The sequence below is a fragment of the Ferruginibacter profundus genome (genome assembly GCF_054783275.1).
On record NZ_BAAGQW010000001.1, the window covers coordinates 461,813 to 480,062 of the forward strand.

14 protein-coding genes are annotated in these 18,250 nt (G+C 39.9%); 4 read left to right on the plus strand and 10 right to left on the minus strand.

From position 1 onward, the window contains the following. Positions 1-41 precede the first annotated feature (41 nt). On the plus strand, positions 42-1,331 hold the full coding sequence (locus ACYVM0_RS01830; protein ID WP_460551587.1) for a radical SAM protein: 1,290 nt from the start codon (positions 42-44) through the stop codon (positions 1,329-1,331). Between the two features lie 9 nt (positions 1,332-1,340). Here the strand turns inward: ACYVM0_RS01830 and ACYVM0_RS01835 are convergent, their stop codons facing one another. The 5 genes from ACYVM0_RS01835 to ACYVM0_RS01855 form a co-directional block, all read right to left on the minus strand. Further along, positions 1,341-2,207, minus strand: a complete 867-nt coding sequence (locus ACYVM0_RS01835; RefSeq protein WP_460551589.1) for a peptidase associated/transthyretin-like domain-containing protein — start codon at positions 2,205-2,207, stop codon at positions 1,341-1,343. A 177-nt stretch (positions 2,208-2,384) separates the two neighbouring features. Beyond that, a complete protein-coding gene (locus ACYVM0_RS01840; protein ID WP_460551591.1) occupies positions 2,385-4,298 on the minus strand; it encodes a S9 family peptidase in 1,914 nt (637 codons plus the stop codon). Positions 4,299-4,328: 30 nt separating this feature from the next. After that, positions 4,329-5,633 (minus strand): amidohydrolase, encoded by a 1,305-nt coding sequence (locus ACYVM0_RS01845; protein WP_460551594.1) that lies wholly within the window; start codon positions 5,631-5,633, stop codon positions 4,329-4,331. 52 nt (positions 5,634-5,685) lie between these two features. Beyond that, a complete protein-coding gene (locus ACYVM0_RS01850; protein WP_460551597.1) occupies positions 5,686-7,248 on the minus strand; it encodes an acyl-CoA mutase large subunit family protein in 1,563 nt (520 codons plus the stop codon). 109 nt (positions 7,249-7,357) lie between these two features. Beyond that, on the minus strand, positions 7,358-7,876 hold the full coding sequence (locus tag ACYVM0_RS01855) for a DUF7935 family protein (RefSeq protein ID WP_460551600.1): 519 nt from the start codon (positions 7,874-7,876) through the stop codon (positions 7,358-7,360). 254 nt (positions 7,877-8,130) lie between these two features. Between ACYVM0_RS01855 and ACYVM0_RS01860 the strand changes: the two genes are divergently transcribed. Then, entirely contained in the window at positions 8,131-8,475 is a 345-nt protein-coding gene (locus ACYVM0_RS01860; RefSeq protein WP_460551603.1) for a HesB/IscA family protein, read from the plus strand. A gap of 6 nt (positions 8,476-8,481) precedes the next feature. Here the strand turns inward: ACYVM0_RS01860 and ACYVM0_RS01865 are convergent, their stop codons facing one another. Next, complete coding sequence (locus tag ACYVM0_RS01865) at positions 8,482-9,096, minus strand: zinc ribbon domain-containing protein (protein WP_460551606.1); 615 nt, start codon at positions 9,094-9,096, stop codon at positions 8,482-8,484. A gap of 99 nt (positions 9,097-9,195) precedes the next feature. Then, complete coding sequence (gene secDF / locus ACYVM0_RS01870; protein ID WP_460551609.1) at positions 9,196-12,177, minus strand: protein translocase subunit SecD/SecF; 2,982 nt, start codon at positions 12,175-12,177, stop codon at positions 9,196-9,198. 126 nt (positions 12,178-12,303) lie between these two features. Here secDF and ACYVM0_RS01875 point away from each other — a divergent pair, with 126 nt between their 5' ends. Together ACYVM0_RS01875 and ACYVM0_RS01880 are read left to right on the plus strand one after the other, a co-directional pair. Next, positions 12,304-13,665 (plus strand): serine hydrolase, encoded by a 1,362-nt coding sequence (locus tag ACYVM0_RS01875; protein ID WP_460551612.1) that lies wholly within the window; start codon positions 12,304-12,306, stop codon positions 13,663-13,665. A 69-nt stretch (positions 13,666-13,734) separates the two neighbouring features. Beyond that, on the plus strand, positions 13,735-14,925 hold the full coding sequence (locus tag ACYVM0_RS01880; RefSeq protein WP_460551614.1) for a pyridoxal phosphate-dependent aminotransferase: 1,191 nt from the start codon (positions 13,735-13,737) through the stop codon (positions 14,923-14,925). Between the two features lie 2 nt (positions 14,926-14,927). Here ACYVM0_RS01880 and ACYVM0_RS01885 read toward each other — a convergent pair whose 3' ends face one another. From ACYVM0_RS01885 to ACYVM0_RS01895, 3 genes are all read right to left on the minus strand, one after another. Next, on the minus strand, positions 14,928-15,809 hold the full coding sequence (locus ACYVM0_RS01885; protein ID WP_460551617.1) for a hypothetical protein: 882 nt from the start codon (positions 15,807-15,809) through the stop codon (positions 14,928-14,930). 84 nt (positions 15,810-15,893) lie between these two features. Beyond that, a complete protein-coding gene (locus ACYVM0_RS01890; RefSeq protein WP_460551620.1) occupies positions 15,894-16,349 on the minus strand; it encodes a hypothetical protein in 456 nt (151 codons plus the stop codon). A gap of 172 nt (positions 16,350-16,521) precedes the next feature. Continuing rightward, positions 16,522-18,201 (minus strand): OstA-like protein, encoded by a 1,680-nt coding sequence (locus tag ACYVM0_RS01895; RefSeq protein ID WP_460551623.1) that lies wholly within the window; start codon positions 18,199-18,201, stop codon positions 16,522-16,524. Between the last annotated feature and the right edge of the window lie 49 nt (positions 18,202-18,250).

The window sequence follows — 18,250 nt, forward strand, 5'->3', positions numbered from 1 at the left end:
TCACCAGTATTATCCGTTATATCATTATCAATTATTAATTAATGGAATCCCGATACATCCTTTACTCCGATGGTGAAGGCAATATTTTTGAAGACACTTCCCTTTATGTAACCGGCCGTAGCGGCTGGGATGCAGTGCCCATTGCTCCTGAAGACTGGATTGAACTGCCCGCCGGTGGTAATTTGTATGAATTGCCGGGCCGCAGGGGTATTGGTATTGATGTGGAAACAGGGGAGATGCGCCTGTGCGAAAAAGGCTGGGCTGTGGCGGCATTCATTCCTCCTGCACATACCGGCTTATATATGGCCGCTTACGAAACCGCACCGGATGCACCTACACTTCCTTTATTTTGTTATACCGCTGCCGGCTGGTACGATGATAAATTTTATGTGCCTGCAGTAAGAATTGAAAAAGATATCCGCCAGGAATGTGAAGGATATGATGATGAATTGATACAGGACGGGGCTGCGAATTTGTTGGAAGCCTATCCGCATAACCGGCTGGTAAAACATTTAATGGAGAATTGCTGTATGACCTACACCTGTCCTGCGGCAAGAAATTTTTCTTTAGGCAGATGGGAATGCCCGGTGCCCACTTCCCCGGCATGTAATGCCAACTGCATTGGCTGCATCAGTTTTCAGCCACAGGATGAAACTATCGTAAGTACGCAGGACCGACTGACCTTTAAACCTACAGCAGAAGAAATTACAGAGTTTACAGTACCGCATTTGGAAACTGCACCATTTCCCCTGGTGAGTTTTGGCCAGGGCTGCGAAGGCGAACCTTTATTAATGTGGGAAACAATAAGGGAATCAATTATAGAAATAAGAAAGCATACACAAAAAGGCAGCATCAATATCAACACCAACGGCAGCAAACCCGACGCCATCAAAGCCTTGTGTGAAGCCGGGTTGAACAGTATTCGTGTGAGTACCAACTCTGCCCGTGAAAAAATCTATACGCCTTATTACCGCCCTAACAATTATGTGTTTGAAGATCTGATAGAGAGTTTAAAAGTGGCCCGCAGTTATGGCGCCTGGACGAGTATCAACTATTTTGTTTTTCCGGGCATGACGGACAGTATTGAAGAATATGAAGCCTTACGCAAACTGATTAAGGAAACTGATCTGTGCATGATACAATGGCGCAACTTTAATATTGATCCTGACTGGTATTTAGGAAAAATAGGTGTAACCGAAACGGGTGAGTGCATGGGCGTAAAACAAATGATGGAATTAATAAGAGAAGAATTTCCTGATCTAAAATTCGGTTATTTTAATCCATCAATGGAAAGGATAAAAGGAAATTTTGAAGTGGATTTTGCGCACTGATAATTATCATTAATCATCGTACTTCAACAACAGCTTCATGTAAATGGTATAAGCATCAGAAGAATGCCAGGAATCCTTTTCTCCGGATTTATATAAATAGCTTCCTTCTTCGGAACCTATAAAGGATAGAGACCTGGAAGTATTATCTGTTTGCCCTCCTTTAAGTACTTCAAAGCTTACAAAAATATTCTTCTTATCAAGTATCACATTGTACTTATTAAGATCAAATTCGTATGCTTTATCGGCTAAGGAAGATCTGCTGAGTACCTGTGCAACAGAATCCTGTAACAGTTCTTTGCCCGGCTCGCCAAAATTATTAACTTCTCTTATATGGATACGTATCAGGCAGGTATCGTAAGTATTGTATACTTTAAATCTTACTTTCGCTACCTGGTATTCCTTATGATTGGGCAAAAAAGTACGGCCTATTTCTCCGCCGGTATTATCTGTATTCCAGCTTCTGTAATACCCGACAGTTTCGTTTTTAGCACCTGCAACTTCTTCTTTGCTAAAGGAACGTATCACCACCGACTCCAATACTTTTTGAGATTCCAGTAATTTGAATTCATGTAATCGTATAGCTTGTTGCACCGGTAATTTTAAATTTTCGTAACCTACCGAAGTGATCAGTATGGTATCTGCCGGTTTATAATTACGTACCGGTAAAGAAAAATTACCTGCGGTGTCTGATACGGTTCCATTGGAGCGGCTGATCAACTTTACCGATGCATATGCAGCAGGTTTACCATCCTTTGCGTAGAGGATCTTTCCTTTTATAGAACTTTGAGCCCGGGCGGATGAAATAATAAAAACCAGGCCGATTGCGATTGCTGTTTTATGAATATAATTTAACAGTACAGGTGTAGCCGAATGCATAATAGTTTTAGTAGTTTTCCTTTGAACGAAAATATTCTAAATCAATGCGGCTAAAAAATTTTTGGGATGAATGGTATTATTTGTTTTTTCTTTTATAACAAATACGGGGCAACTATGGCCCCGTATTAAAAACTGATTAAAATTTAATGAGATCAGTTGGTCGTATTATGAATTCTGTTACTTCAGCGTTTCTGCCAGCCATTTATAAAATTCATGCTGCCAAACCAGTGCATCCTGTGCCGTTAGTACCCAGTGGTTTTGGTCGGGCAATAAAATGAACTTGCTTTTTATACCTCTCAATTGTGCCGCCTGGAAAGCCTGTTGTCCCTGTTCAATCGGTACACGGTAATCTTTACCACCCTGGTAAATCAGTATAGGCGTATTCCATTTAGCAACCAGGTCGCTGGGATTGAATTGAGTATAACTTTTTTGCGCCGCTGCATTATTCTTATCCCAGTATGCGCCACCTTTATCCCAGTTCTCAAACCACATTTCGTCTGTAGTGCCATACATGCTTCTGAAATCAAAAACACCATCATGTGCGATGAAACTCTTAAAACGTTTATTATGAATGCCGGCTAAATAAAATACAGAATAGCCTCCATAGCTTGCACCAACACAACCCAAACGATTTTTATCTACAAATTTTTCTTTACTCACACCATCAATAGCGCTCAGGTAATCATTCATTACCTGGCCGCCCCAGTCTTTGCTGATCTGTTCGTTCCATTTAGTGCCATGGCCCGGCATTCCCCTGCGGTTAGGTGCCACAACAATATATCCGTTTGCTGCCATCAGTTGAAAATTCCAGCGGAAGGAATAGAATTGTGTTAGTGCAGATTGTGGCCCGCCCTGGCAATATAGTAGTGTGGGGTATTTTTCAGCAGGATCAAAATCAGGAGGGTAGATCACCCATACCAGCATATCTTTTCCATCGGTGGTTTTTATCATGCGCCTTTCAGTTTTGCCCATACTTAATGTTGCATAAGTAGCATCATTAACATGTGTCAGTTGTTTCATGTTGCCTTTATCAATATCAACAGAATATAACTCGGCTGCATGATTCATATCCGTTCTGGAAACAATTAAAGTGTTGCCACTTTGCCCAACAATGCCGGTAACGTCAAAATCACCTTTTGTGATCTGGCGAATGACAGGCATCATTTTAGTAAGGCCGGGATAGCTTACTTCAAATAATTGCAACGTGCCATCTATTGGTGCCCAGAAGAATAATTTTCTGCCATCGGCACTCCATTTATAACCTTCCACATGAATGTCGTCTCTTTGTGCAGTAAGATTCATTTTAGTAACACCATTAGATACGATGATGTCCTGCTTGTCTGCTTCGTACCCGGCTCGTTTCATACTCAGCCATGCAAGCTCTCCTTTTTGATTGAAAGAAGGATTGATATCATAGCCGGGCATACCTTCGGTAAGATTTTTTGTTTTGCCGGTTTCAATATTAAAAGCATACAGGTCGGTATTGGTGCTGATAGCATAAGCAGTACCATATTCTTTTTTGGTACAATACACTATTTCTTTTCCGTTGGGATTCCATACATAATCTTCATCGCCGCCAAAAGGTTTTTGCGGGCAATCATAAGGTTCGCCCGGCATCAGGTCTTTTGCTTCCCCGGGTTTGCCATTTACCATTGGTGCTATCATTACATGACTGAATTTTCCATCTTCATAAGTATCCCAATGACGATAATCCAGGTTATCAAAAATGTAAACGTTCGATTTTTTTAATTCAGGATAATTATCTGCACCGGTAATTGCTTTTACTTTTTGTTCAGCATCACTGATCATGTATTTGCCGTCGGCAGAAATTTTTTCGTTATTCAGTAAACTATCTGCATTGGTTACAATAATGGCATCACCACCGGCAACGGGTATCATGTAAGTTTTCCGGGTACTCTTATTTTCTTCAGCATTAGGGGTGGAGACGGAGTACAAAATATATTTTCCATCTTTAGAAATACCCAGGCCCGAAACCCTGCCTAATTTCCAGAGCAGTTCGGGTGTCATTTTGTTTTGGGCAAATGCGGTGCAGCAATTACATGCAACAAGTATCAGTAATAACTTTCTCATAATAACCATATTGATTTTCATTGTTTATTATTAATTCTTCAGTGTTTTAGGATAATCAAATACCAGCTGGCAAAAAGTTTTTACACCAACAAATAACTGGCTGTCGTCGATCATAAAATCGGGCGTATGATGTGGCGGCGCATTCCTGGCATCATTACCTCTTGGCATGCCGCCAATGTAGAAAAAGAAAGCAGGTGCCTTGGTACCAAAATAACTAAAATCCTCGGCACCGGTAACCCATTCCATTGGCCGCACATTAGCTTTGCCTGCAGCAGCCTGTAAAGAGGGAACCATTTTTTCAACCAGTTCGGGCGTGTTGTAAGTAACTAATGTTTTGGGATAAAAATTTACTTCGGCAGTTGCACCGGAAGCTTCGGCAATTTTTGCAGCCGTGAATTTCATTCTTTGCTGTACATCAACCTGCATCTTACTGTCCAGTGTGCGTAAAGTGCCTTCCATTAATGCTTCTTCAGGAATAATATTAAAACGTACGCCGCTGTTAAATTTAGCAACAGTAATTACTACCGGAGCTTTGGTAAGATCCATCTGGCGGCTTACAATATTCTGCATGCCTTCAATGATCTGTGCAGAAATGGCAATAGGGTCAACGCCTAACCAGGGTTGCGAACCATGTGATGATTTGCCTTTAACCTTAATTGTAAACAGATCTGCAGAGGCCATAAAGGAACCTGATTTATATTGAATATCACCTGCAGGTATCCACGATTCAATATGCATTCCGAATACCACATCCACTTTGGGATTATCCATCACACCTTCTTTAACCATTAAGCCTGCGCCACCCTCTTCAGTTCCCGGAGGGCCTTCTTCTGCAGGCTGAAAAATAAATTTTATGGTGCCGGCAATATCTTTTTTCATTGATGATAAAATCCTTGCTGTACCTATAAGCATAGCTGTGTGTGCATCATGGCCGCAGGCATGCATCACGGGAACTTTTTGCCCCATATATTCTGTACTGTCTTTTGATGCAAAGGGAATATTCACTCTTTCTTTTACAGGCAACCCGTCAATGTCTGCCCTTAATGCAATAACAGGCCCCGGTTTACCGCCTTTTAAAATAGCCACAACGCCGGTCTTTGCAATGCCGGTTTGTATGTCCAGTCCAAGGTCTTTCAATTGCTCAATTATGTAAGCTGCAGTGTTCACTTCCCGGTTACCCAGTTCTGGATGTTCATGCAGATGCCTGCGCCATTCCACTAATTTAGTCTGAATAGCCAAAGCTTTGGCATCGATAGTTTTAGAAATGTCTTGCGCTTTAATTGAAGCACAACAAAATAACAGAAGGAGTGAAGCAGGTAGTTTTAGTTTGATCATTACCAATAGTTTTTTTGTAGAGAAGTCAGGTGTCTGAAACCCGGCTTCTGTGTTATTTATATTCACCAAATACATTTCTCAATGTATCGGCAATCTCTCCCAATGTACAATAGTTTTCAACAGCTTCTACTACTGCAGGCATCAGGTTTTCTCCGTTCACTGCTTTTTTATGTATTGTTTTTAAACTGGCAGCGGCTTTTGTGTTGTCTCTTTTTGTTCTTAAAGCTTTTAGTTTATCGGTCTGTATTTTTTGTATGCTTTCGTCAATCCTGAAAACAGGCGTAGTATTTTTCTCCTCTACCTGGAATTTATTTACGCCCACAATTATTTTTGCACCGCTTTCAATATTGCGCTGGTATTCATAAGCACTCTTTGCGATTTCATTTTGCATAAAGCCTTCTTCAATGGCCGCAACACTGCCGCCCATGGCATCTATCTTTTCTATCAACTGCAGTGCAGCAGCTTCTACTTCATTGGTCAGCGATTCTACAAAATAACTTCCCGCAAGCGGGTCAACCGTATCAGGTACGCCGCTTTCAAAAGCCACTACCTGTTGCGTTCGCAAGGCAATTCTTGCCGCTTCTTCTGTAGGTAAGCTCAGCGCCTCGTCGTAACCGTTAGTATGTAAGGATTGTGTGCCGCCCAATACCGCCGCAATGGTTTGTATAGTTACACGGCTGATGTTGTTTTGTGGTTGCTGTGCGGTTAAGGTACTGCCCCCGGTTTGTGTGTGAAAGCGCAGCATCATGGCTTTAGGGTCTGTTGCACCCAAATCCTTCATGATTGTTGCCCACATTCTTCTTGCTGCCCTGAACTTGGCCACTTCTTCAAACAAATTATTATGGGCATTAAAAAAGAAGGAGAGGCGTTTGCCAAAAACATTGATATCCAGTCCTTTTTCCAATGCTGCTTTTACATAAGCTTTTCCATTGCTGAGCGTAAATGCTATTTCCTGTACCGCAGTGCTGCCGGCTTCCCTGATATGGTAACCCGAAATAGAAATAGTATTCCATTTAGGTACTTCTTTGGCACACCATTCAAAAATATCAGTGATGATGCGCATGGATGCTTTGGGCGGATAAATATAAGTGCCCCTTGCTGCGTATTCCTTTAAAATATCGTTTTGTATGGTACCGGTAATTTTTTTTAGATCCCGGCCTGTTTTTTTTGCCAACGCCACATACAATGCCAGTAAAATAAAACCGCTGGCGTTGATCGTCATGGAGCTGGATACTTCTTCTAAATTTATTCCCCGGAAAAGTATTTCCATATCTTCTAAACTATCAATAGCCACACCCACTTTGCCTACTTCTCCATCTGCTAAGGGATGATCGCTGTCGTAACCAATCTGTGTGGGCAGATCAAAAGCCACACTTAAGCCACTAACACCTTGCGATAATAGATAGTGGTAGCGTTTATTGCTTTCTTCTGCAGTGGAAAATCCTGCGTACTGGCGCATGGTCCATAGTTTACCCCTGTACATATCGGGTTGTACGCCACGTGTATAAGGAAATTCACCAGGTAATTCAGTGGTGTTTACTGTAAGATCACCGGCTGAATACACCTGTTTTATTTCAATGCCTGAGTCTGTAATTATTTTCTTTTCATCAGTCATAAATATATTTTACAAGGGCAGTACGGCTATAACCGGCAAGCCCTTTATGATAATTGCAGCTTTATAAAAGGTGCCTGGCAGCCGGAGCCGTTTAGACACCAGGATAGTACTATAAAATTTTTTGCGCTTCGTATTGCAATGCTTCTAAAACAATTTTGTTGATCTCTGCATTGGGCGTCATGGAATATTCCAGCAACAGTTTACTCAGCTCTTTTGCAGATGCATTTGCGGGCAGTGTTGCAGCAACCTGGTTAATGATAAAAATGTTCTGGTCACGTAATTTGGTAATCGCTTTCCACAATTCAGGTGTTACGTAGATCTGCTGACTCACATTGTATTCGTATTCACTGTTTAATGTTTGCAGCAAATCCAGTTGCATCTGCCTGGCACTGGTATCTTCGGCGTGTAAACGTGATACCAGGTTTTTTAAGCCTGATCTTTCGGCATACAAAGTCAGCCTTTCGTAAGCCTGTAATTTTAATTTTATGGTTTCATTATTTAAGCCAAGGCGCTCTTTTAATAACTCTTTCATGCCATTAAACTCTGCCAGTAACCATGCTATGGCAATAAAGAACATAAATGTGCCTGCAATTTGTATACCTGTTGCCGTAACTTCCAGAAAATACATAATACTTTTTTAGGAGACAAAAATAAGGTAAAAACAACTGTGGTTTTGTATTGTGTGAGTCACCTCAAAAAGATGGCTCACGCAATACAAAACATATACGGAACCTACTTAATAATGTAGTGCATCTTATTTGAAATTTTACAGGGTGAGCCACTCTTAGGGAGTGACCCACCCCGTAAAATTTCCTGCTTTCGAAAAACACTGCCGTTGCCCTTTTTTAAATTGTTTATACCTTTGTGGAAATACAAGTAATAATGGAAACTACAATAACGGCACCTGTAACCCTTACAAAAACTGCAGTGGAAGAAATTAAGCGCCTGATGAATGCTGAAGGGTTTAATACCGAACAACAATTGCGTATTGGTGTAAAGGGTGGGGGATGCAGTGGCATGACCTATGTTTTAGGATTTGATACTAAAACAGAAAAAGATGAACACTTTGAAGTGGAAGGTATTTCCTGCATCATGGAAAAATCGCATGGTATTTATTTAATGGGTATGGAAGTAGACTGGCAGGGAGGTTTAAACTCCAGGGGATTTACATTCAATAATCCTAATGCCAGTAAAACCTGCGGCTGCGGAACAAGCTTTGCAGTGTAATAAGTTTTATCTTCTGCGTACGCCTTCAATCTCTCCTTTGTCTTTCATTTTCAGCAGATCTTTTTTTGCTATTGGAAGATAATCTTCTTCAAGAAAACTGCCGGCTTCGGTCATTTTGGATTGGTTTAAGCCGCTTTTTTTATTCGACTGGTATTTGTTGAAGATCACATAAACAGAATCGGCTTTTACTTCACTCACTTTATACAAGGTATATCCTTCACCGGCAGTATAAATTTCATAAATGTCTCCGTTTTGGGGAGCTGCCAGGTAGGCCATATCTCTTTTATTATTTTCCCTTATTGAATTTACAACTGTTATTATCAACAGAAGAAACAAGGCCAAACCAATAAATTGCCAGTAAGGTGTTTTGGCGTTTACTTTCATCTCCTCGTAATCGCTCAGCAAATCTGCCGTAAATTCTTTTTTCTTCAACACCTGTTTACAATGATTGCATTGTGTTACGGCTTCTTTTCTGTAAGGGAAACATGGTATCCAGAAAATATGGAAGTAGCGGCTGAAAGTGTACATCTCCAGGGAACCTTTGGTACCACAATGGCTGCATTTTGAATTGAATAAACTCTGGTGCCCTGTTTTGGTGGCTTTATTTCCGTAAATGATCATAAGCAGTTTTTATAAGTTGTAAAATAAAGATATTACTTGTATAAATAAAAAAACCTGTTATCTTTTTGGATAACAGGTTGGTATTAAATTAAAGATTAATTATGGTTTTTTAACTGCAGGTTTATCACTGCTGATAATTTCTGCTTCACCTAAAGGTTTATCTTTTGCAAAGTCAACCAATATTGGTGCCGCAACAAAGATAGAAGAGTAGGTACCGGTTACCACACCAATCAACATCGCAAATGCAAAACCTCTTGTTACTTCACCACCAAAGATGAACAGGATCAGCAAGGTTAAGAATACTGTTAATGATGTCATGATAGTACGGCTTAATGTATCATTGATAGCACGGTTAATGATAGAACCTTTCTGATCCGCTTTACTTCCTTTGCTATATTCCCTGATACGGTCAAATACGATCACCGTGTCATTCATACTAAAACCAATTACGGTTAACACCGCTGCAATAAAGTGCTGGTCAATTTCTAACGGGAATGGCACGATATTTTTGAAGAATGAGAATACGGCCAAAGTAACCAATACGTCATGCAATAACGCTACAATTGTACCCATTGAATACCTCCAGTCGCGGAAGCGGATGAAAATATAAATGAAGATTATTAAGATGGCGAATATAGTTGCCTTAACAGCGCCTCTCTTTAAATCATCCGAAATACTAGGCTGAATGGTGGTTGAACTTTGAATGGATGCTTTTTTAGGATCAGGGTTGATAAACTGGTCATAGGTAACATCAGCCGGCAATACTTTTTTAAGGCCCAGGAATAACCTCATCCTCACAATACTGTCAGTATTTTCTTTTCCCAGTAAATAAGACGTAGTGATATTCAAATGACGATTGTCGCCTACTTTTTTAATTACAGGAAAGTCGCCATCAAAGGCTGCTTTCAGATCATCCTGTATCTGGTCATTTTTTACTTCCTGCTGAAATTGTACGGTATAGCTACGGCCGCCTTTAAATTCCACCCCTTCGTGAAAGCCATTGAAAAATGCACCAACACCCAACAACAAGATCACAATTGAAATACCGTAAGCTACTTTTCTGTATTCAATAAATTTAAAGCTGGCATGTTTAAAAATGCGTTTAGATATACCGGTGAAATAATTAAAGTGGCGTTGTTTGTTCATCCATACTTCTGTAACCAGTCTTGACACTAAAATTCCACAGAATAATGAAAGAACGATACCTAACATCTGGGTTGTAGCAAAACCTAATACTGGGCCTAAACCAAAATAAAACAAAATGGCAGCGGTTAAAAAAGTGGTAACGTGAGCATCCAATACCGGGGCCAGCGATCTTTTGTAACCGTCAATAACAGCCTGCTGGTAAGATTTACCCTTGGTAAGTTCTTCTTTTATTCTTTCAAAAATAATTACGTTAGTATCTACCGCCATACCAATGGTAAGTACCAGACCGGCAATACCAGCTGCAGTTAATGTAGCACCAAAAGCAGTAAGGCAACCAATGGTAAATAGCAGGTTTAATATCAAAGCAATGTTAGCTACCCAGCCTGCAGTGTTATAATACACCAGCATCAGGATAAATATCACAATGAAAGCAATGCCAAAAGACCACATACCACCTTTAATAGACGCATCTCCCAAAGTAGGCCCTACTTCTGTACTGGCAACAATTTTGGCCGGAGCACTCACCTTACCTGATTTTAAAGTTGTGGCAAGATCGGTAGCGTCATCAGGGGTAAAACTTCCGGAGATGATAGAAACTCCATCTTCAATCGGGTTAATTACATTAGGAGCTGAATAAACAATATTATCCAATGCAATTGCGATGGGCTTGCCTACATTCTTTTTTGTTAAGCTTGCCCAAAGGCCTTTACCATAAGAGGTCATTTTTAAATTAACCCCCGGTTTACCATTCTGATCATAATCAAAATTGGCTGTTTCCACAGATTCTCCTTCAATAGGAGCTACGTCGCTTCCGGGAAGTGTTTTTACAGCATAAACGGGGTAATACCTTACATCACCTTTATCTGATTTGGCTTCTACACCCAAAAGGAATTTGCAGTTGGCAGGCAGTACATTTTTTACTACTTCGCTGTTAACATACTTGTAAAACAGGCCGGTATCTTTTTTGTCAATATTTGCTATTGACGGAGATAAAGATTCTGCGCCGGTCTTATTATCTTTTTGCGGAGGAATGATCTGGAAAATTTTAAATAACGGGTTTGCGTTTTGCTTGGCAAGGGTAGTATCTGCTTTACTGGTGCTGTCACCCGGAGTAATACCATTTAAATAATTCTGCAGGGCCTGGTCGGCAGTTACCAACGGCGTGTACAATTCGTCTATACGGTACACTTCCCAGAATTGTAAATGTGCTGATGCTGATAATAGTTTTTTTACCCTGTCCGGGTTATCAACACCTGCAAGTTCTACTGTGATTACGCCCCTGTTTTCATCAAGATTGATATTAGGTTGCGCCACACCAAACTTATCGATACGCTTTAATAGAATTTTGTAGGTTTCCTTGATGGCACCTTTGGCGCTGGTAGATAATTTGCCGGTCACCTGGTCATCGTTGTCAGAGATCTTTATCTCTTTTCCCTGCCCTGCAAACAATGAAGATAATTTGCCTACACCGTTTTGTGCAACATAGGCGTTTTTAAACAAGGTGATGAAATCTGCATCACTGTTTAGTTTTTGTTCATTTGCAGTTTGAATAGCTTTGAGTAATGTAGGGTCTTTATCATTATTGCTCAACGATTTTAATAAATCATCAAGGCTAACATCCATCGTTACACTTAAACCACCCTGAAGATCCAGGCCAAGGTTCAATTCATTTTCTTTACACTTTTGATAGGTTGTACCAATCAGCGGAAATATTTCTTTATCCTTGGTAAACTCCAAAATGCTGTCTTTTACATGTTTTACGGCTTTAGCCTGATCGTCACCTTTCAGGTCGGCAGCAGTACGCTTTACAATTTTAGTAGCCTGTTCTGTAACGCCACTTTCATAGTTACGTACCACCCATGTGTACGACAGTTCCCAAAGTGATATTAAAATCAACGCAATGGTAAAAAACCAAACCAGCCCTTTCAATTTCATAATGATAAACTTTTAATAGCTATTTCTTCAATTTTTAGAAGTGTGCAAAGATAGGGGAAAAACCGATTGACAATTACTGCTGGTTAATTTTAGAATTTTACTCAATTTGCACCCTAAATCAATTACATGCAGTTGTATCGAAATAGTGGTATCCGGGGTTTTGTTATGCTGGTTTTACTGGCCGCCTGCTCACCCGCAAAAAAAGTTGTTACTCAGGCAGAAATACCCCCTGTTGCTACTATACCTGCGCAACCTCCGGTAGTTGCCGTAGTACCCGATGTTGCAAAAACAGATTCCCTGCTTGCCGGCCTTCTTGCCCGCAATCCGGCTTTTTTTGACAGTATGCTTATCCACAAAAAAGACTGGAATGTGCAAATCATTTATACGCAGGTAAACCGGGCTGCAAACGGGGTACCCACTTTGAAGAATTATTATTTTAATGTAAACCCGGCAGCTTATTTCTATCCGGCATCTACAGTTAAATTACCCATTGCACTGCTGGCCTTGCAAAAGCTTAACGAATTAAAAGATAAGGGTATCGACAGGAATACCACAATGATAACAGAGGCAGGCAACAGCCAGCAAACTGCTGTGTATAACGATCCCACTACAATTGACGGAAAGCCCACCATTGCCCAGTATATAAAAAAGATACTGATGGTAAGCGATAATGATGCCTATAACCGGTTGTATGAATTTTTAGGCCAGGACTATATTAATAAAGAACTGCATAAAAAAGGATATGCTGATGTACAAATACTGCATCGCCTTGATATTGTATTGCCCGAATTGGCCAACAGGCAAACCAATCCTGTTAAATTCCTGGATGGAGCCGGTACCGTTTTATATCAGCAGCCTCTGCAGAACAATACTTCACGCTATGCGGTGAGAAATGACAGCCTTGGAAAAAGTTTTTATCGCAGTGGCAGCCTTGTAAACGGGCCAATGGATTTTTCGAAGAAGAACAGGATCAGCCTTGAAGACCTGCACCGCATACTGGTAAGCCTGGTGTTTCCTGAAAGAGTTACAGCCAGCGAACGTTTTAATATTACAGAAGACGACAGGAAATTTGTGTTGAAATACATGAGCCAGTTGCCAACAGAAAGTACTTTTCCTCCTTATAGTGCTGATACGGCTACTTATTTTCCTGCCTATTGTAAATTTTTATTACTGGGCGGTGATCCTTCGGCTTCACTTAAAGCTTTGCCCGGCAATATCAGGATATTTAATAAACCCGGTGATGCCTATGGACAGATGCTTGATGTGGCTTATATAGTAGATTACGATAAAGGAGTGGAGTTCTTTGTATCGGCAGTAATTTATTGTAACAGCGATGGCACTTTAAATGACGATAAGTATGATTATAAAACCACCGGCCTGCCTTTTATGAAAAACCTGGGGCAGGTAATTTATGATTATGAAGTAAAAAGGCCAAAGCAGTTTTTACCTGACCTGTCTGATTTTAAATTTATATACGATAAGCAATAAAAAATATTTCTAAACAATAATCGCATTTGATTGATTTTATTTAACCAGTTATAATTACTTTTGCAAAATATGCAACTATCAACACTTTTAACCAGATTTAACGAGCCAGAAACCCTTAAAATGGCCAAATTGGGAAGGGAATTAAGAGCCAGCGGAATTGATGTTATCGATCTTAGTCTTGGAGAACCGGATTTTGATACACCTCAACATATTAAAGATGCTGCTATAAAAGCCATCAACGATAACTGGAGCCATTATACTCCTGTTGCCGGCTTTGCCGATTTACGTGAGGCCGTTTGTACCAAGCTGAAAAGAGATAATAATTTAGATTATAAACCTGAAAATATCATTACCTCTACAGGTGCCAAGCAAAGTTTAGCCAACGCTATTTATGCGGTAGTGGATAACGGGGATGAAGTGGTGATTCCCACGCCATACTGGGTTACCTATTCTGAACTGGTGAAAATGGCGGGTGGTAAAGTGGTGGAAATAAGAACCTCTCCTGAAAGTGGTTTCAAATGTTCTCCGGCACAACTGGAAGCGGCTATTACCAGCAAAACAAAATTGTTCATGTTCTCTTCTCCTTGTAATCCGTCCGGTGCGGTATACAGCAAGGCGGAATTGGAAGGCCTGGCAGAAGTGTTCAGGAAACATCCCGAAGTAATTATTCTTTCTGATGAAATTTACGAATACATCAATTTTGTAGGCGGCCACGAAAGCATTGCACAGTTCAGCGATCTGAAAGACCGTATCATTCTTGTAAATGGTTTAAGTAAAGGTTTTGCCATGACGGGCTGGCGCCTGGGCTATATTGCAGCCAATGCAGAAATAGCAAAGGCCTGCGAAAAGATACAGGGGCAATTGACCAGCGGTACTTGTTCCATAACTCAGAAAGCAGCTGTAGCAGCACTTACCGGTAATTTAAAACCTTCTTTAGAAATGACTGAAGAGTTTACCAGGAGAAGGGCGAAAGTACTGGAGCTGATAAAAGATATTCCGGGATTTAAATGCTTTGAACCTGAGGGTGCATTTTATATTTTTCCTGATGTTTCATACTACTACGGTAAATCAGATGGTACGCAAACCATTGCCAATGCTGCAGACTTCAGCATGTATTTGCTGAACACCGCACATGTGTCTTCTGTAATGGGTGATGCTTTTGGCGAACCTAATTGCGTGAGGTTTTCTTTTGCCAACAGCATGACCAATATTGAAAGGGCATGGGCAAGAATTAAAGAAGCGCTGGCAAAACTGAAATAGGGTTACAGCAAATAGTTTTCTACCAGCTGGCAAACATACCATAACTGATCTTCGTTCCTGGACGACTGGTTAAGCGGTACAGATACTTCATACAATGATGGAGGATTGGTATGTTTTCTTTTCCTGTCTTTGGGTTCAATAATCACCTGCGAAGCATCAACAACCCTGTTGGTAGGCAGCATTATCTGCGTGTACTCGTTACTGGCACTGTTTGATGTGTTTCTGTCTTTTGAATCAATCACTACAGCAACGGTGTTATCTTTTGTAAGCACCTGGTTATAGGTATTGGTCATGCCACCGCTTGTATTATTTACATTGGTAACTATCAGTCCTATCTTTTTACCATCCTGCATAATGATCTTGTCATTTACAATAGTTACAGGTTTAGTACGGTCACGTACGGTTTGTTCATTAAAATACCTGTTTGCATCCAGGTAATCTTCGTACTCTTTAATTTTTGCTTTAAGTGATGCATTGCCAATATGATCTCTTTTAAATTTAGCCAGGGAATATTTATTGATCTTATTACCATCCAGTAAATTATATTGTTTTAATAAAGATGCCAATTCTACAGCAAATGCCTGCCCTTCGTGGTAAATAGCAAATGTATCTTTTTCGTTGGCAAAGATCACATCGTAATAATAAAAAGGTTTCAGTTCTCTTACCGGTGCATCAAACTTTACTACCTGCGCAGCAATAAGTAATTTCATGTTTAAGCCAATAATATAAATATTGTAATGCGGATTGCTTTGGTTTAATTCTTTTACATAATAGGCAACAGGCTTATTGCCAAAATAAATCACTGAGTCGGTTAAATTGATATCCTGTGCCGTTGCTGCAAAGCCTGAAAAAAAGATAACGAGGGTGAGTATATATTTTTTCATGCGTTTTAATTTACTGTAATGTATATAAACAAAAAGAGACTGTCAAATATAACAGTCTCTTTTAACATATTATTGAGGTGAGTATTAAAAAGTAAATCTTGCAGAAAAACCAACACCTGCGGCTTCAAAACCAACTTTGGAAATAATGTTCAATTCCGGCTTCCAGTCTAATGTAAGATTTAGAGGCACCTGGCTGAACTTGTAATCTAAACCGATAATACCTGCAGCGCCAACATTGCTGGTACTATTATTAAAACCAACATAACCGCCAAAGCCAATTAACCATTGCAGGTTTTCGGCAGACAAGGGTTTATGAATTTCGTAGAGGCCACAGATACCAACGCCATCGCCAAAACTTAAAATTCCTTCAACAGCGTTGTTACCAATAAAATGTTTGTAGGTAATACCATTTTTAATAGCAGGTACAGATGAACCTAAACGTATACCAATTGCATTTTTGTAAGATGTACCTTCATCCTGTGCTTTTGTGGTAAAGGAAAAAGCAAGGGCAACAATAAGAAATAAAAATAACTTTTTCATGGCTGATTTTTTTTGAAAGGTTAATCGAAAATGATGCCAGTGTATTGCACTACCTGCTGTTAAACGAACAGAAAAGAGATTTTGATGTTAAGGATTTTGTAAATGTAAAACACGCCTGTGGCGTGTGCAGCATACGGCTGTGGTGTGTTCAGAATGAGCCGCAGGCACATTCCTACTCGAATAATTCCAATTTGTTTTTGGGTCTCCTCGCATCCTGCCATTTAAAATTACGCAGTAGTTTTTTATCGGCGGGTATTTGACGTATAGGATACATTATGCCATCTACATTATTAATGAACTTTACTTTATTCAATTCTTTTTTTACAAAGTAAATATCAATAACATCGCCGCTGCTGCGGTTCATGCCGGTGTAAGCACTGTCATCATCCTGCGGATAAAAAATACTTTCGGCAGGCGAACCTTTTACCCTGATATAATCTATCACGCCATCTTTAAAATAACCATTCAAGGTACGGCCGGCAATCTGGTTAAATAATTTATCGGCTGTCTGGCTGATGACAATGCTGTTATAAAAAACATACAGGCGCTGTGGTTTTTGTTTTTCGGTATACATATAAATAGTATCACCGGCTACCTGTGTTTTTCCATTCCATACCAATGGCTGTCCAAACAATTTAAAAGTAGAATCAGCTGTGGAGTAGTGAAGGCTATCACTAACTGCCTGCAGGCTATCATTAAAAATGCGTACATGATGGAAAGCTAAAAAATAGCGTACCGCCGTATCTTTTGAACTAACATTTATTGCTGTTGTTTTGGTAACAGCAGCTTTGGCAGAATCGTTCGTAAGTACAGTAGTTGTGGTTAAAGTATCTTTTACAATAGCCATTTTTCTTTCCAGGCTGTCATATTTTCTCAAGCCGCTAAATAATGTATCGCCTGCTATGTAAGTGCTATCTCCATCCCTGTACAATATCATTACAGGCTTTTTTGTAGCTAAAAAAGAATTCTTTTTAGTATCCAAATAAATTTCATTACCCAGCACAGTTACTTTGTTAACGCTGTCAACGAGTTTGCCATTACCAAAAATCTGTACCAACCCTGATTTTTTATCAAAAGCCATTTTATCTCCCGAAATAGTATGTGTACTGTCGCGGTAAGTAGTGCGTTTATCAAAAATGGCTTCACCAGTACTTAAATTATAAGAGCCGCTTTTAGTATCAACCACGCTGCCATCTTTACTTACAATATGCGTAGGAGCAATAAATGTGGCAATATTAGTAGTTAAATTATATTGTAAACTGTCGGTAGTAATGGTGTTATTTTCATCCTTAAAATGTACATCTTTTTTAAAGAAAACATCTTTTGTTTCGGCAATGTAAGTGCCTTCTTTGCTGGTTAATACAGTTTGCCCGTTAATTACTTTACCACCATTTTTATAGGTAGCAATACCGGTTCTTAAATTATACTCCAGTTCGTCTGTTAACAGCGTGCCCTTTTTATCGGTAAGCTTTACATTTTTTTTCAGGTAGGCAATTCTGTCTGCACCTACATAGCGCAGGGATTGTGCGTAGGTGTGAATACTGTCGTTATCATTAATATGAATATTGCCAAAGGCTTCTACAATATTTGTTCTGCGGTTGATCACCACACTATCGCAATAAGTGGTGGTAAGGCCTTCTTTAATTACAGCATCGCCTGCTGCTGTTTCAATGGTGGTTACTGAGTCGATTGTTTTTTCTCTTAAGCTTCTTGCTTTTACAATTTGTATCACCCTTACAGTGTCCTGCGGCTGTGGCGGAGGGGCAATAATTTTTTGCTGTGCCGTAATTTGCTTAGTGCAAAACACCAACAGTATTATTGTAAAAAGAGTGACTGTAAATTTCAATTGCAATGCTTAATTATTTAATTCTGCCGCAAGTTGATGAAATTATTTTATAACA

Excerpts from the sequence above, each read along its gene's own strand:
- ACYVM0_RS01830 (WP_460551587.1), top strand. The coding sequence starts at position 42 with ATGGAATCCCGATACATCCTTTACTCCGATGGTGAAGGCAATATTTTT.
- ACYVM0_RS01835 (WP_460551589.1), bottom strand. The coding sequence starts at position 2,207 with ATGCATTCGGCTACACCTGTACTGTTAAATTATATTCATAAAACAGCA.
- ACYVM0_RS01840 (WP_460551591.1), bottom strand. The coding sequence starts at position 4,298 with ATGAGAAAGTTATTACTGATACTTGTTGCATGTAATTGCTGCACCGCA.
- ACYVM0_RS01845 (WP_460551594.1), bottom strand. The coding sequence starts at position 5,633 with ATGATCAAACTAAAACTACCTGCTTCACTCCTTCTGTTATTTTGTTGT.
- ACYVM0_RS01850 (WP_460551597.1), bottom strand. The coding sequence starts at position 7,248 with ATGACTGATGAAAAGAAAATAATTACAGACTCAGGCATTGAAATAAAA.
- ACYVM0_RS01855 (WP_460551600.1), bottom strand. The coding sequence starts at position 7,876 with ATGTATTTTCTGGAAGTTACGGCAACAGGTATACAAATTGCAGGCACA.
- ACYVM0_RS01860 (WP_460551603.1), top strand. The coding sequence starts at position 8,131 with ATGGAAACTACAATAACGGCACCTGTAACCCTTACAAAAACTGCAGTG.
- ACYVM0_RS01865 (WP_460551606.1), bottom strand. The coding sequence starts at position 9,096 with ATGATCATTTACGGAAATAAAGCCACCAAAACAGGGCACCAGAGTTTA.
- secDF (WP_460551609.1), bottom strand. The coding sequence starts at position 12,177 with ATGAAATTGAAAGGGCTGGTTTGGTTTTTTACCATTGCGTTGATTTTA.
- ACYVM0_RS01875 (WP_460551612.1), top strand. The coding sequence starts at position 12,304 with ATGCAGTTGTATCGAAATAGTGGTATCCGGGGTTTTGTTATGCTGGTT.
- ACYVM0_RS01880 (WP_460551614.1), top strand. The coding sequence starts at position 13,735 with ATGCAACTATCAACACTTTTAACCAGATTTAACGAGCCAGAAACCCTT.
- ACYVM0_RS01885 (WP_460551617.1), bottom strand. The coding sequence starts at position 15,809 with ATGAAAAAATATATACTCACCCTCGTTATCTTTTTTTCAGGCTTTGCA.
- ACYVM0_RS01890 (WP_460551620.1), bottom strand. The coding sequence starts at position 16,349 with ATGAAAAAGTTATTTTTATTTCTTATTGTTGCCCTTGCTTTTTCCTTT.